General features: G+C 69.3%; 12 protein-coding genes. 6 read left to right on the top strand and 6 right to left on the bottom strand.

Features of this window, described 5'->3' with window-relative positions; genetic code table 11:
- The first annotated feature begins 122 nt into the window (after positions 1 to 122).
- Both hisS and C447_RS04240 read left to right on the top strand, forming a co-directional pair.
- Positions 123 to 1427 (top strand): histidine--tRNA ligase, encoded by a 1305-nt coding sequence (gene hisS / locus C447_RS04245; RefSeq protein ID WP_007691261.1) that lies wholly within the window; start codon positions 123 to 125, stop codon positions 1425 to 1427.
- A gap of 1 nt (position 1428) precedes the next feature.
- On the top strand, positions 1429 to 2442 hold the full coding sequence (locus C447_RS04240) for a S66 family peptidase (protein WP_007691254.1): 1014 nt from the start codon (positions 1429 to 1431) through the stop codon (positions 2440 to 2442).
- Between the two features lie 53 nt (positions 2443 to 2495).
- On the opposite strand, the gene C447_RS04235 is transcribed toward C447_RS04240, so the two are convergent.
- Positions 2496 to 3785, bottom strand: coding sequence for an MFS transporter (locus C447_RS04235; RefSeq protein WP_007691249.1), 1290 nt, complete (start codon positions 3783 to 3785; stop codon positions 2496 to 2498).
- Positions 3786 to 3961: 176 nt separating this feature from the next.
- On the opposite strand from C447_RS04235, the gene truA reads away from it, so the two are divergent.
- Entirely contained in the window at positions 3962 to 4765 is an 804-nt protein-coding gene (gene truA / locus C447_RS04230) for a tRNA pseudouridine(38-40) synthase TruA (protein ID WP_007691247.1), read from the top strand.
- Here the strand turns inward: truA and C447_RS04225 are convergent.
- The 3 genes from C447_RS04225 to C447_RS04215 are packed head-to-tail and all read right to left on the bottom strand — an operon-like array spanning position 4762 to position 7199.
- Positions 4762 to 6093 (bottom strand): M28 family metallopeptidase, encoded by a 1332-nt coding sequence (locus C447_RS04225; protein ID WP_007691246.1) that lies wholly within the window; start codon positions 6091 to 6093, stop codon positions 4762 to 4764. The genes truA and C447_RS04225 overlap by 4 nt on opposite strands.
- A 55-nt stretch (positions 6094 to 6148) precedes the next feature.
- Entirely contained in the window at positions 6149 to 6751 is a 603-nt protein-coding gene (locus C447_RS04220) for a TetR/AcrR family transcriptional regulator (protein ID WP_007691245.1), read from the bottom strand.
- Between the two features lie 40 nt (positions 6752 to 6791).
- On the bottom strand, positions 6792 to 7199 hold the full coding sequence (locus tag C447_RS04215; protein ID WP_007691243.1) for a zinc ribbon domain-containing protein: 408 nt from the start codon (positions 7197 to 7199) through the stop codon (positions 6792 to 6794).
- A gap of 117 nt (positions 7200 to 7316) precedes the next feature.
- On the opposite strand from C447_RS04215, the gene C447_RS04210 reads away from it, so the two are divergent.
- Together C447_RS04210 and C447_RS04205 are read left to right on the top strand one after the other, a co-directional pair.
- The gene (locus C447_RS04210; RefSeq protein ID WP_007691239.1) at positions 7317 to 8336 is read left to right on the top strand and encodes a daunorubicin resistance protein DrrA family ABC transporter ATP-binding protein; all 1020 of its coding nucleotides are present in this window, start codon (positions 7317 to 7319) and stop codon (positions 8334 to 8336) included.
- Positions 8333 to 9103 carry an ABC transporter permease gene (locus tag C447_RS04205; protein WP_007691236.1) on the top strand — a complete coding sequence of 257 codons (771 nt, stop codon included), beginning with the start codon at positions 8333 to 8335 and terminating at the stop codon, positions 9101 to 9103. Before C447_RS04210 ends, C447_RS04205 begins: the two co-directional genes overlap by 4 nt.
- Positions 9104 to 9133: 30 nt before the next feature.
- Here C447_RS04205 and C447_RS04200 read toward each other — a convergent pair whose 3' ends face one another.
- Positions 9134 to 11335: an LUD domain-containing protein gene (locus tag C447_RS04200; protein ID WP_007691235.1), complete on the bottom strand. Its 2202-nt coding sequence runs from the start codon at positions 11333 to 11335 to the stop codon at positions 9134 to 9136.
- A complete protein-coding gene (locus C447_RS04195; RefSeq protein ID WP_007691234.1) occupies positions 11332 to 11838 on the bottom strand; it encodes an LUD domain-containing protein in 507 nt (168 codons plus the stop codon). The genes C447_RS04200 and C447_RS04195 overlap by 4 nt, the downstream gene beginning before the upstream one ends.
- 115 nt (positions 11839 to 11953) lie before the next feature.
- Between C447_RS04195 and C447_RS04190 the strand changes: the two genes are divergently transcribed.
- Positions 11954 to 13003, top strand: a 1050-nt coding sequence (locus tag C447_RS04190) for a M3 family oligoendopeptidase (RefSeq protein ID WP_007691233.1), incomplete at its 3' end; no start/stop codon positions are given.

Below are 13003 nucleotides of genomic sequence, written 5' to 3'. Positions count from 1 at the left end.
GAACCGTCCGCGCTCGTCGCTCGTCGGTGTACCGTCGATCAGGTACCTCGGACACCTCCGCCGGACGAGGGCGGTGTCGTGTTCCGTAAGGGTGAACCCCGAATATCACTAATCGACGGTATATGTACGACGGCATCAAGGGGTTTCGCGACGTCTACCCCGACGAGATGGCCGCGCGCCGGACGGCCATCGACGAACTCGAAGACACCGCGCGACGGTACGGCTTCCGCGAGATAGCCACCCCGGCCCTCGAACGCGCCGAGCTCTGGACCGACAAGTCCGGCGACGACATCGTCGAGGAGCTCTACGCCTTCACCGACCGCGGCGGCCGTGAGGTGGCGATGACGCCCGAACTCACGCCGACCGTCGCGCGGATGGTCGTCGCGAAACAACAGGCGCTCTCGAAACCGATCAAGTGGGTCTCGACCCGCCCGTTCTGGCGGTACGAGCAGGTCCAACAGGGCCGCTTCCGGGAGTTCTACCAGACCAACGTCGATATCTTCGGCTCCGCGGAGCCGACGGCGGACGCCGAGGTTCTCGCCTACGCCGCCGACGCGCTCGTCGAACTGGGGCTCACGAGCGAGGACTTCGACTTCCGGGTCTCCCACCGCGACATCCTCGGGGGGGTGCTCGAATCCATCGACCCCGAGGTTGACACCGAGGCGGCCATCCGCGCGGTCGACAAACGCGAGAAGCTCGAATCGAACGAGTACGACGGCCTCCTCCGGGACGCGGGCCTCTCGACCGACGAGGCCGAGTCGTTCGACGCGCTGCTCGACACCGAGGAGGACGACCTCGACGACCTCGTGGCTTTCGCCGAAACCGAGCGGGTCGAGAACGCCGTCTCGAACCTCGAAGCCGTGCTCGCGGCCGCCGACGACCTCGGCGCGCGCGAGTACTGCACGCTCTCGCTCGACACCGCTCGTGGACTCGATTACTACACTGGCGTCGTCTTCGAGTGCTTCGACACGACGGGCGAAGTGGGTCGGTCGGTGTTCGGCGGCGGGCGCTACGACGACCTCATCGAGGGCTTCGGCGGCCAGCCTACGCCCGCGGTCGGCGTCGCACTCGGGCTCGCGCCGCTCTCGTTGCTCTGCCAGCGCGCCGGCGTCTGGCCCGACGAGGCGCTGACGACCGACTACTACGTCCTCCAGGTCGGCGACACCCGCGAGACGGCCGCCGAACTCACCCGCGAGTTGCGGGAACGCGGCCACGTCACCGAGACCGACGTCGCGGGCCGGAGCTTCGGGGCCCAACTGGAGTACGCCGACTCGATCGAGGCCGAGACGGTGGTGATCGTGGGCGAGCAGGACCTCGCGGAGGGACAGTACACGGTGAAGGACATGGAGTCGGGCGACCAGACCGAGGTGCCGGTCGAGGCGTTCCCCGGCGAGTACGACCGGCCGACCTACGACGACCTGGCCTGAGATGACGAAGCGGATCTATCCGCCGGCGCTCACGTCCGGCGACACCGTCGCGTTCCTCGCGACCTCGCACGCCGCCCCCGAGGGTGCGGTCGAGATCGCCGCCGACCGGCTGCGGTCGTTCGGGCTCGACGTCGAGCTGTTCGAGACCGCGAGGCGGGATTCGGCGTGGCTCCGTGAGCACCCCCGAGCCCGTGCCGAGGACCTCCATCGCGCGTTCGCCGACGACGGTATCGCCGGCATCGTGTCGGTGATGGGCGGCAACACCGCCCACCAGATCCTCCCACACCTCGACACCGGCCTGATCCGCGAGCACCCGACGCGGTTCTTCGGCGGCAGCGACAACACCCACCTCCACCTCGTGTGCTGTGCCGCCGGCGTGGTCTCCTTCTACGGCGGGCAAGCGTTCCCCGACCTCGCGACGGACGCCGAGATGCATCCCTACACCCGCGAGACCGTCGAGCGCGCGCTGTTCGAGACGCCGTTCGGCGAGCTCTCGCCGTCCGAGTCGTGGACCGACGAGTACGACGACATCCACGACCCCGAGCCCCGGGCGTGGTTCTCGGCCCCCGAGTGGTACTGGCACGGCGACGGACGGGTCGAGGGGACGGTCGTCGGTGGCTGCTTCGAGATGCTCGAAACCCAGTTGATGCTCGACGACAGCCCCTTCCCGGCGGTCGTGGAGCCCGGCGACGTCCTCGCGGTCGAGACCTCGGGCGAGACGCCGTTGCCGGCGGAGATCGAGCGGTTCTTCGGCGTGCTCGGCGAGCGGGGGCTGCTCGACAGCCTCGGCGGCCTCGTGGTGGGCAAACCCGAGACCCCCGGCGGTCCGCTCGAAGAGCGCACCGCCTACCGACACGAACAGCGCGAGACGATCACGCGCTCGCTCGAGGCGTACGACGCGGACCTGCCGGTCGTCTTCGACCTGGATTTCGGCCACACCGTGCCGGTCCTCCCGCTGGCGCTCGGGGCGGAGATGGTGGTCGACGCCGACGAACGGACCGTCGAGCTACGGTGAGCGGTGGTGGTCGCGGGCGATGCGTGGCGGACGACCGGTCGGCGGGGTCGAGCTCAGTCCTGTGCCGTCGGCTGTCCGTCCGCGGTTGACTCGCCCACGCCGGGGCCGACGGTCTCCTCGACCTGGCTGTAGACCAGTACGAGCCCGACCACCGCGAGCGCCGCGCCGAAGACGAACGGTGCGGGGTAACCAAAGCGCACGAGAAAGCCAGAGGAGAGTGGTCCGATCGCGGTGCCGAGGCCGAACGACATCGTGAGCACCGAGAGCTGGGTACCGGACGCCCCCTTCCGCGCGAGGTCGCCCGCGAGCGCGAGCGCCGGCGCGAACACCGCCGCCCCCGCGAGGCCTTGGGTCGCCCGCGCGACGATCATCTCCCAGGGCTGGGTCACGAGCCCCTGGGCGAGGGTGGCCGGCACGAGTATCGCGAGCCCGGCGAGGATGAACGGCTTGCGGCCGATGCGGTCGCTCGCGCTCCCGATCGGGGCTTGGACCAGCACCTGCACCAGCACGAACGCCGCGAACTCGACGCCGAAGAGCTGGGCAGTCTGGCCGAGGCGTTCGTTGACCTGTGGTTCGATCGCCGAGAGCAGCGCGATCCCGATCGCCATGAACAGCGAGGCGACCCCGAGGGTGAACACCGGGTCGAGAACCCCGTCGCCCTCGTGGTCCAGAACCGCTATCGAGGTGTCCTCGGAGCCGTCGGCGGGTTCGACGTCGGAGTCCTCCACGAGCAGCGTCACGAGCACGATGCTCACGGCCGCCGAGACCGACGCGATGTAGAAGGCGGCGTCGAAGCCCGTCACCGAGACCCCGAACACCGAGTACGGGCCGGCGTGGACCACCGTTCCGGCGGCGATCGGGCCGGCCCCGAAGCCGAGCAGCCGGAAGGTGTTGAACGTCCCCATGTTCCCGCCACGGCTCGTGTCGTCGGCGAGTTCGTTCACCAGCGCGATCGTCGCGACGATCGTGAAGGCGACGCCGATCCCCTGGGCCGCCCGGATCGCGAGCAGCATCCAGTAGCTCGACGCCAGCGAGTAAGTGAAGTTCGCGACCGCGAGCACGACGAGCCCGAACAGCACGAACACCTTTCGCTTGCCGAGGCGGTCGGAGATACGGCCGGCGAACGGCTGGAGCGCGCTGTTGAAGAAGCCGAACGCCGCGAGGATGACTCCGGTGATCAGCGAGACGCCGAGACCGCCGGCCCCACCCGTGATGACGCCGCTCGAGATGTAGAGGGGGAGGACGACGATCAGAAACGAGTTGCCGACCGAGTCGGCCATCCGGGCGATCGCGAGCGCGAGCACCTCGCGCTTGATGCCGAGTCGGTCGGGTATCGTACTCACGAGTCGCCCGGGCCCGTTCGCAGTCGGCTCGACCGCCCGTCCTCGCCGGACGACGGTCTCGATTCGAAGTGCGTTCGCTGGAACATACAGTCAGCGGAGGGTAGCGTGTAGTCGTGTATCAACGCTTCGGCACCGGCGGTCGACGCACCGAAGACCCCCGCGACCGACCCCCACCTATGCGCGCGTTCCGGGTGGCCTACGACGGCCGGCCCTACCACGGGTTCCAGCGCCAGCCGACGGTCCCGACGGTCGAGGACACGATGTTCGATGCGCTCCGCGAACTCGGCGTGCTCGACGCGACCGCCGACAAACCGTCGGGCTACGCCGCCGCGGGCCGCACCGACCGTCGAGTGTCGGCGGTCGCCCAGACCGTCGCGTTCGATGCCCCCGACTGGCTCGTGCCGCGGGCGCTGAACAGCGAACTCCCGGAGTCGGTCCGGGCGTGGGCGCACGCCGACGCGCCCCCTGGTTTCCACGCCACCCACGACGCGGCCTCACGGACCTACACCTACCACCTCCACGCGCCCGCCGCCGACGTCGGCCGGGCCGGCGAGGCGTGCGACCGCCTCGCTGGCGAACACGACTTCCACGACCTCACGACCGACGACCGCAACACCGTCCGGGCGCTCGACGTGAGGGTGGAGCCCGACGGCGAGTTCCTGGTGCTGACCGTGCGGGCGGGCGGCTTCTCGCGGAACCTCGTTCGGCGGGTCGGGGCGCTCGTTCGAGCGGTTGCGACCGGCGAAGCGCCGCTCGCGAAAGTCGACCGGGTGCTCGCGCCCGAACCGCTCGACGGGCCGGAGGGCATCGGCCCTGCGCCAGCGGCGGGGCTGGTCCTGACCGACGTCGAGTATCCCGACCTCGATTTCGAGGTCGACGAGGCGGCCGCGACGAGCGCGCGCGAGGTCTTCGAGGGAAAGCGGGTCGCGGCCACGACCGCCGCGCGAGCGGCGGGCGAGGTCGGCGGCCGGATCGGCTAGTCCCAGTCGGGGGGCCAGACCTCGGCCGCGCGCATCCCGGGCTCGGCCCCCGCCTCGCGGAGCGTTTCCCGGAGTTCGTCGGTGTCGATGGGTCGAGGATCGGTCGTCGTGAGGTCGCGCACGAGGAGCGCGGCGAGCATGGCGTGTGTCCGGAGGTTCCGCGGGTCGACCTTGTCGCGGGTGTCGGCACGGGTGTGGGTGAACCCACGGTCCCACTCCCCGCCACCATCCGGTGCCTGGCTGTGGAGCTGGAGCGCCGGGATCCCCCGCCTGAGAAACGGCCAGTGGTCGCTGTAGGGGTGTGGTCCCTCGGCCGTCTCGATCGGTTGGCCGGTGTCGTCTGCGACGCGCTCCGCGGCGTCCGCCATCGCCTCGGCGGTGTGGGTGAGCGCCCGGAGGTTCCGGAACCGGCCCGCGCCGTCGACGTTGACGACCGCTTTCACGCGGTCGAGGTCGAGGGAGTCGGCGAGCGCCGCGCTCCCGAGCAGCCCGAGCTCCTCACAGCCGACCGCCGCGACCCGGACCCGAGAGCCGAGGTCGAGCCCGGTGAGGAGGCGCGTCGCGGCGAGCGCGACCGCGACGCCACAGCCGTTGTCGAGCGCCCCTTCGCCGACGTCGTGGGCGTCGTAGTGGGCCATCACGAGGACTTCCGAGTCCGACTCGGGACCGAGCTCGGCCACCACGTTCCGACTCTCGCCGTCGTCGGTGGTCGCGTCGACTCGAAGGCCCGCTTCCGCACCGGCCGCGTACTCCCGGAGCCACGCGCCGGTTTCGTGGCTCACCCCGACGCCGGGGATCGGGGCCTCGTGGCCGAACTGGAGCGCGCCGGTAGGCGGCAGCTGGCCCCGGACGTGGTTGTGGAAGACGAACCCTCGTGCGCCGGCCGCCGCGGCGTGACCGAGCTTCTCCATCCGGTGGGTGTGGCGCTCGCCCGCCGGCGAGTCGGTGCTCGCAACGGCGATCTTCCCCTGAACGGCGGCCGCCTCGACCTCGGCGGGGGTGCCGTAGCCCACGTCGACGAGCGGCGCGCGGAGGTCGGCGGCGGGCGAGTACGGGAGCGCGACCGCCTCGAACTCCCGACCGCTCGCGTCGGGTGGGTGGACGGCGAACTCGGTCCGACCGCGGGTCCAGCGGCGCATCCCGAACGGCTCGATTCGGGGGTCGAGGCCGAGCGCGTCGAGTTCGTCCGCGACGAGCCGACCCGCACGGCGCTCGCCGGGGCCGCCGCCGAGGCGGTCGTCGAGCGCACAGAGACGGGTGAGGAAGTCCCACGGGAAGTCGTCGTGCCACGCCGCCCCGAGCGCCGCGTCGATGTCCTCGGAAACCATGGCGACCGTGCGTGCCCGAACGGGAGGTGCGTTGCGGTCGCGGGAATCGGCGGGCTCAGTCCGCGAGGAGGGTCGATTCGACGTAGGTGTCGAGGGTGTCGCGGGCCGCCACCCTCGCGTCGTCCGACGTCACGAGGTGGCGCGTCATGCCGCCGTCGGTGAGCGAGAGGAGGAGGTCGGTTGTGTACGCCGGGTCGACGTCCCGGAAGTCGCCGGTCTCGATACCGCGTTCGAGGATCTCGACGAGGGTCTCGTAGAGCAGCCGGTCGGCGCGGGCGAACTGTTCGCGGTAGGCCTCGTTCATCGGGGCCTGCGAGCGGAGTTCGAAGATGGTGAGCCGGAACGCGCGCGTCTCGTCGTCGAGCGTCGCGGGCAGGGACCGGTCGAGGAACGTTTCGAGCTGTTCGCGCGGGGTGGCGTCCGGGTCGACCGCGTTCCTCGTCGCGAACCGGTCGAGGCCGTCCTTCAGCACGTCGATGAGGAGGCCGTCCTTGGTGTCGTAGTGATAGTAGAGCAACGACTTGCTCTTCTCGAACTCGTCGGCGATCGTCTGGATCGTGAGGTCGGCGTACCCGTGCGTCTGGAGCGCGGCGTAGGTCGCCTCCACGATGGCGCGCTGGGTCTCCGAGCGTTGGTCGACGTCGCCGTCTGCGGCCATGGCTACTGAATAGCCGTTCAGTGTCGAAAAGGGTTTTCCTTCACTGAGTCGGTCCGGAACCCGGCTCGTCGAGTGGTTCGGCACACCACCGACAGAACGCGAGGTCGTCGTCGACGTCCCGCCCACACTCGGGGCAGACCGCTATCTCACCGTCGGCGGTGCCAGTTCGGAGCTGAAGCAGGTAGTTGTCGACGACCGCGATCCGGTAGGCGTCGAACACGCTGAGCGCGCTCACGACGAGGAGGGGTGTGGCGTCGAACCACGCGAACGAACCGCCCGACAGCAGCGCGTCGAGCGTCGCGTCGGGGACGAACGCGGTCGAGAGCAGCGTCAGCCCGATCCAGCCGAGCGCACGGAGCCAGCGACGGAGGTAGAGGTGGCCGAGCGCGGGCACCGCCGCCCCGAGGACCGCCGCGAGCCACGGCCGTTTCTTCGAGCGGGTTTCCATCACGTTGACTGAACAGTTAGTTACAAATCAACCTTTCGCCCACCGAGTCGCTGCTCGGGTTCACGGGCTGACCGGGCGGAGAGCTTATGGAGACTGACCGTTCAGTTAACGTCGACGATGGACGCGATACGCATCGACGAACTCACCAAGGAGTTCGGGTCGGTCACGGCGGTCGACGACCTCTCGTTCTCGGTGGCCGAGGGCGAATTGTTCGGGCTGATCGGGCCGAACGGCGCGGGGAAGTCCACCCTGATCAACATGCTGGTAACGTTGCTCGGGCCCACGTCCGGAACCGCGCGTGTCAACGGCCACGACATTCGAGACGAGACCGGTGCGGTGCGGGACAGCCTGGGGATCGTCTTTCAGGAACCCGCGCTCGACGAGGAGCTCACGGGCGTAGAGAACCTCGCGTTTCACGCCAGGCTGTACGGCCAGCGGAAGGCCGAACGCGACGCGCGGATCCCCGAGGTGCTCGACCTCGTGGACCTCGCTGAGGAAGGCGACCGACCGGTCGGCGAGTACTCGGGCGGGATGCAGCGCCGCCTCGAGATCGGTCGCGGGTTGCTCCACGAACCCGCCGTCCTCTTCCTCGACGAACCCACCGTCGGGCTCGACGCCCGCACCCGGCGGGACACCTGGGAGTACATCCGTCGGATGAACGAGGAGTCGGGCGTGACGATCGTGCTCACCACCCACTACATGGAGGAGGCCGACGCGCTGTGTGACCGCGTGGGGATCTTCGACGAGGGGAGCCTCGTGGCGCTGGACACGCCCGAGAACCTGCGGGACGGGCTGGGTGGCGACGTCGTCGCGCTCGGTATCGAGGGGACGTCGACGGCGTTTCGCGACCGGCTCGATGGCCGAGCCTGGGTCCGGGACTATACCCCGACCGACGACGGCGTCGACGTCACGCTCGCCCACGGCGAGACCCGGATCGTCGACCTCGTTCGCCTCGCCGACGACGCGGGCGCGACGATCACGTCGGTCGACCTCAGGAAACCAAGCCTCGAAAACGTCTTCCTCTCGCTCACGGGGAGCACGATCGCCGAGCGCGAAGCCGACGGCGGGACGGGTGACGAAGCCGACGACGCGTCGAGCGACGAGCGGCGGACGGCGGTCGCGGAGGCGGGCGAATGAGGCTAGTCGACCCCCTCGGGATCTACGGGCTCTGGCTCCGGGACGTCAAGCGGTTCCTCAGAACCCCCTCACGGATCGTGGGCTCGCTCGCGATGCCGCTGTTGTTCCTCGTCTTCCTCGGGTTCGGCCTCGACGGCGCGGCGATCCCCGGCCTCCCGGCGGGTATCGACTACATCGAGTATCTGGTGCCGGGGATCCTCGGCTTCTCGATGCTGTTCGGGGCCTCGTTCGCGGGCCTCGCGATCCTCTCGGACCAGGACGTGGGCTTTCTGAAGGAGATCCTCGTCGCGCCGGTCAGCCGGACCTCGATCGTGCTGGGACGCACCGCGGGCGGCTCGACCACCGCGATCGTCCAGGCCGCGCTGATCCTCGTGGTGTCGATACCGCTCGGGTTCGAGGTCACGGGCTGGCTCTCGGTCCCGCTCGCGGCGGTGTTTCTGGTGTTGATCGCCCTCACGTTCGTCGGGTTCGGGATCGTGCTCGCCTCGCAGTTCTCCGACAGCGAGGGGTTCGGCCTCATCGTCCAGTTCGTCGTCTTCCCGCTCTTCTTCCTCTCGGGCGCGATCTATCCCCTCTCCGGGCTCCCGCGGGTCGTCCAGTACGTCGCGATGGTCAACCCGCTGACCTACGGCGTCGACGGGCTCCGCGGCGCGCTGGTCGGGGCGTCGTCGTACCCACTGGTCGTGGACTTCGGTGCGCTCGTGGTCTCCTCCGTGGTCATGGTCTCGCTCGGCGCGTACCTCTTCGAACGGGTCGAGGCGGTCTGAGCCCGGCACCGCCCGGTCCGTTCGAACCCCTCAGGAGCCGTCGGGCGCGATGAGTTCGACCGGGTGGACCACGCCCGCCTCGAACATCGCCCCGAGCTGTTCGGTACACGAGGTGCCGCTGGCGACGAGCTGGCGATCCGGGTCGTCGAACGCGCCTTCGAGTTCGCTCCCGACGTCCATCGAGAGGTCGTAGTACTCCGATTTGTAGCCGAAGCTCCCCGCCATCCCACAGCACTCGATCTCGGAGGTCTCGACGTCGAAGCCGAGTTCGTCGAACACCGCCTCGGTGTAGGTTTCGAGCCCGAGGGTGCGCTGCTGGCAGTGGCTGTGGTAGGCCACCGGCGTCGTCGGCGCGGCGAGGGCGTCCTCACTCGCGCCGTCGGCGAGCAACCCGTAGACGTATTCGAGGACGTCGTAGCTGTTCGTCGAGATCCGGTCGTAGTCGTCGGGCACGAGCTTCTCGTACTCGCGCCGGAACATCGCGAGGTCCGAGGGTTCGATGGCGACCACGTCGAAGTCGGCATCGAGGTAGGGGTCAAGCTCCGCGGCCAGCGCCTCGGCGTGGTCGGTGGCGGTCGCGATCATCCCCTGGGAGAGCGGCGCGCGCCCGCTCTCCACAGGCGGACAGAGTTCGACGTGCACCCCGAGGGCTTCGAGGGTGCGGACGGCGGCCTTCCCGCGTTCGACGAGCACGTAGTTGGTGTAGACGTCGGGGTAGAGCACCACCGACCTGTTTGCCGTCGCGTTCGGCGCACGGGGTCGCCGCGAGTCGAACCAGTCGACGAGGGTCCCGCGCTGGAACGTGGGGAGGTCGCGCTCGGGCGCTACCCCCAGGAATCGGTCCATCGCCTTCCTCGCGAGCCCGAACGACGTCACCCAGTTCGAGAGCGGCGCGGTCGCGCTCCCGAGTTTGGCGAGCGTCTCGAAGTTCCCGAAGAACCGCTTCTGGACGTCGACCGTTCCCTCCGCGTCGGGCGTGAGCCCCTCGACGAGGAACTCGAACTCCGAGGGCGTGGCGTCGGCGTTCAGGCGGTCCCGGACGACGGTGTTGATCCACGGAATGTCGATCTTGACCGGGCAGGCGTTGACACAGCGCGAGCAGCCGGTACAGAGGTCGTTGAAGTCGGCGGCGGCCTCCTCGCCGCCGATGCCGGCCTCCCAGCCGGTGGCGATGCCCCCGGTGTAGGTCTCGCCGCCGAAGGCGTGGCCGCCGACGTGCTGGAAGTTGGCACACGAGTTGGCGCACGCGCCACACCGGATGCAGTAGAGGGTCTCGCGGAGTTGGTCGTCCTCGCGCATGTCGAGCCGGCCGTTGTCGATGAGCACCAGGTGGAAGTCGCGTTCGTCGTCGCCGCTTCCAAGCGGTTCGTCGGGCCGGTCGAAGTCGATCGTCGGCGTCTCAACGGGCGGGGTCAGCATCGAGACGTACTGGGAGATGTCCTGGCCCGTTGCGCTCTTCGAGATCAGGTCGACGAACGGCTGGAGTTCGGCGGCCCCAGGGATGACCTTCTCGACGCCCGCCACGGCGATGTGGGTGTTCGGGGTGACGGCGCTCTTTCGCGCGTTCCCCTCGTTCGTGACGAGCGTGATGGTGCCCGAATCGGCGAGCACGAAGTTCGCGCCGGTCATCCCGATGTCCGCGTGGCGGATGCGCTCGCCGAGGTAGTCCCGGGCGAACTCGGTGAGTTCGTCGGCGGTTTCGAGCGGCTCCTCGGGATCGAAGACCGCGTTGAACAGCTCCGCTATCTCCTCGCGGGACTTGTGGAGCGAGGGGCCGACGATGTGCGAGGGGGATTCGTCGGCGACCTGAAGCACGAACTCCCCGAGGTCGGTCTCCCAGACGTCCACGCCTCCCTGTTCGAGCGCCTCGTTGACCTCGATCTCCTCGGTGGTCATCGACTTCGACTTCACCAACGAGTCGGCGTTCTCGGATTCGGCGACGGTAGTAATATAGCGGTTGGCGTCGGCGGCGTCCTCGGCGAGGTAGAGGTGGCCGCCGTTCGCCTCGACGCTCTCGCGGAGGGTGTCGAGGAGCGCGGGGAGGTCGGCGATGGCGTTCTCCTTGATCTCGCGGGCCTCGTCGCGGAGGTCCTCGTACGCCTCGAAGCGCTCGGCGGCGGCGTAGCGCTCGCGGTTCATCCGCGAGACGTTCTCGTTGATCGCGTCGCCCTCGGTCTCCATCAGCCCGCGGATCCGCTCGGCCTTCCGTCGGCGGGCGCGCTGGGAACTCATCGGTCCTCCACGAGGACGACGTGGACGTGTTTCGGGCCGTGGACACCCTCCACGAGCGCGCCCATGTCGCCCGTCGAGCTCGCGCCGGTGGCGAAGACCGCCGACCCGCCATCCCCGAAGATCTCGTCGAGGCGGTCGACGGAGGCCTCGACGTCGTCGCACACGTCGCTCGCGCGCAGGACGGCGACGTGGTTCGGCGGGTAGAGGCTCAGGGGTTCGGTGCCGGCAGCGTCCGAGCGGATCAGGAGGGAGCCGTAGGCGGCGACCGCGCGGTCGGCCCTGGTGACGCCGGTCCCGGCCTCGTGGAGCCGTCGGGGGGTGAGCTCCGTCTCGACGGCGGTGTCGGCGAGCGAGACGCCCTCGATGTCGAGCGCGGCACCGATCGCGGGTTCGACGACCGCGTCGTCGATCGCGGCCGGGGCGGTCGCTGCGTCGGTTCGGCTCACCGAGACGTCGAGGTCCGCGAGGGAGGCCGTGAACGGTTTCACGCCAGTCGTTGCCATACCGGACGATCGTGGCTCGGGCGGTAAGAACTGTCGCTCCGAACGACCGAACCCCACGACCGGGCGAGGGTTCCGATGTGCGAAGGCTTACTTCGAGTACGACCGAACTCGACCCATGAGTTCGGTTCCCGAACGCAGCGAGATAGACACCGAATACACCTGGGATCTGGAGAGCCTCTACGCGACCGACGAGGACTGGGAGGAAGCCTACGCCGACGTCGAGGATTCGCTCGCCGACCTCGAAGCCTACGAGGGGCGCGTGACCGAGGACGGCGAGACCCTGCTCGCGACCCTCGAAACCCGCGAGGAGGTCTTCCGGAAGCTCGCGAACGTCGCCTCCTACGCCCGAATGCGCCGGGACGAGGACACCAGGGACCAGGAGTACCAGGCGCTCACCGCGCGCTCGCAATCGCTCGCCGCCGACGCCTCCAGCGCGGCGAGCTTCATCGAGCCCGCGCTCCAGGACTGCGACCGTGAGGAACTCGACGCGATGGCCGAGGACGTTCCCGAGTTGGCGGAGTACGACCACTACTTCGACGACGTGCTCCGGATGAAGCCCCACACCCGCTCGGCGGAGGTCGAGTCGCTGCTGGCCGACCTCGGGGAGGTCACGGGCGCGGCGAGCGAGGTCTACGACATGCTCACGAACGCCGACATGGAGTTCCCGACCGTCGAGGACCCCGACGGTGAGGCGGTCGAGATCTCGCTGAGCAATTTCACAACGCTACAGAAGAACCCCGACCGCGAGTTCCGGCGGGAGGTCCACGAGCAGTTCTACGACGAGTGGGAGACGGTACGGAATTCGGTCGGGACGGCCCACCGCAACAGCGTGAAGGCCGACGTCAAACTCGCGAACGCACGGCACTACGACACCGCACGCGAGGCGGCGCTCGACGGCGCGAACATCCCGACGGAGGTCTACGACACCCTCGTGGACACCGTCCACGACAACCTCGACGTGCTCCACCGCCACGCCGACCTGAAACGCGAGAGCCTCGGGGTCGACGAGCTGCGGATGTGGGACCTCTACATGCCGATGGTCGACTCCGAGAGCCCGGAGGTCACCTACGAGGAGGCCAAGGACCACGTGGTCGAGGCGCTCGCGCCGCTCGGCGAGGAGTACCAGGGACGGGTCGTCGAAGGCCTCGACTCCCGGTGGGTCGAC

The organism is Halococcus hamelinensis 100A6 (assembly GCF_000336675.1).
Lineage (GTDB): Archaea > Halobacteriota > Halobacteria > Halobacteriales > Halococcaceae > Halococcus > Halococcus hamelinensis.
This window is presented reverse-complemented; position numbering and strand designations above follow the sequence as displayed.

Excerpts from the sequence above, each read along its gene's own strand:
- hisS (WP_007691261.1), top strand. The coding sequence starts at position 123 with ATGTACGACGGCATCAAGGGGTTTCGCGACGTCTACCCCGACGAGATG.
- C447_RS04240 (WP_007691254.1), top strand. The coding sequence starts at position 1,429 with ATGACGAAGCGGATCTATCCGCCGGCGCTCACGTCCGGCGACACCGTC.
- truA (WP_007691247.1), top strand. The coding sequence starts at position 3,962 with ATGCGCGCGTTCCGGGTGGCCTACGACGGCCGGCCCTACCACGGGTTC.
- C447_RS04225 (WP_007691246.1), bottom strand. The coding sequence starts at position 6,093 with ATGGTTTCCGAGGACATCGACGCGGCGCTCGGGGCGGCGTGGCACGAC.
- C447_RS04220 (WP_007691245.1), bottom strand. The coding sequence starts at position 6,751 with ATGGCCGCAGACGGCGACGTCGACCAACGCTCGGAGACCCAGCGCGCC.
- C447_RS04215 (WP_007691243.1), bottom strand. The coding sequence starts at position 7,199 with ATGGAAACCCGCTCGAAGAAACGGCCGTGGCTCGCGGCGGTCCTCGGG.
- C447_RS04210 (WP_007691239.1), top strand. The coding sequence starts at position 7,317 with ATGGACGCGATACGCATCGACGAACTCACCAAGGAGTTCGGGTCGGTC.
- C447_RS04205 (WP_007691236.1), top strand. The coding sequence starts at position 8,333 with ATGAGGCTAGTCGACCCCCTCGGGATCTACGGGCTCTGGCTCCGGGAC.
- C447_RS04200 (WP_007691235.1), bottom strand. The coding sequence starts at position 11,335 with ATGAGTTCCCAGCGCGCCCGCCGACGGAAGGCCGAGCGGATCCGCGGG.
- C447_RS04195 (WP_007691234.1), bottom strand. The coding sequence starts at position 11,838 with ATGGCAACGACTGGCGTGAAACCGTTCACGGCCTCCCTCGCGGACCTC.